General features: G+C 71.1%; 2 pseudogenes. Both read right to left on the bottom strand.

Going from position 1 to position 798, the window contains the following annotated elements:
• Nucleotides 1-205, bottom strand: a pseudogene (locus DEIPI_RS39575) (ABC transporter substrate-binding protein); the annotation flags it as partial.
• Nucleotides 202-798: pseudogene (gene sat / locus DEIPI_RS39570) on the bottom strand (sulfate adenylyltransferase); the annotation flags it as partial. The pseudogenes DEIPI_RS39575 and sat, both read right to left, overlap by 4 nt.

Genomic DNA, 798 nt, shown 5'->3' with positions numbered 1-798 from the left:
CCCTGACCTCCAGCTTCACGTTGCCGAGCTCCTTCTGGAAGAGTCCGCGGTTGATCGCGACGAGCCCGGCGGCGTGCGTGACGTTCGGGAACACCCCGATGCGGACGACCTTGACGCTCTGGGCGGTGGCGGCGGGGGAGAGGGCGGCGCCGAGGGTGAGGGCGGCGGAGAAGGAGAGCAGGACGGTCCTGAGTCGGTGGTTCATGTCGGTTCCTCTTCGGTGTCTGGGTGCGCGTGTCCGTACGCCTCGCGCAGCACCCGCGCCACCTCGGGACGGGTGAACTCGGCGGGCAGGGCGTGCCCGGCGCGCAGCAGGTCGCGCACGCGGGTGCCGGACAGGATGAGGTGGTGGCCCGCGTCGTGCGGGCAGGTGCGCGGCGACACCATCTGCGTGCACTTGCGGCAGTAGAAGGTGTGCTCGAACTTCAGGATCTCCACGCCGAGCTCGGCGGGCGTGAACGCGGAGAAGATCTCCTGCGCGTCGTACGTGCCGTAATAGCTCCCGACGCCCGCGTGGTCGCGGCCCACGATGAAGTGCGTCACGCCGTAGTTGCGCCGCGAGAGGGCGTGCAGGACCGCCTCGCGCGGGCCCGCGTAGCGCATCGCGGCGCCGTAGGTGCTCAGCAGGGTCCGCGTGGGCGGGTAGTAGTGCGCGAGGAGCTCGCGGTAGGCGCGCATCCGCACGCCCGCGGGCACGTCGTCGGCCTTCGTGTCGCCCACGAGGGGGTGCAGCAGCAGGCCGTCCACGTGCTCCAGCGCGACCTTGTGGAGGTACTCGTGCGCGCGGTGCACGGGATT

It is taken from the genome of Deinococcus pimensis DSM 21231 (assembly GCF_000519345.1).
GTDB classification, from domain to species: Bacteria; Deinococcota; Deinococci; order Deinococcales; family Deinococcaceae; genus Deinococcus_A; species Deinococcus_A pimensis.
Note: the sequence above shows the minus strand (reverse complement) of the source record. Positions and strands in the feature narration are given on the sequence as shown.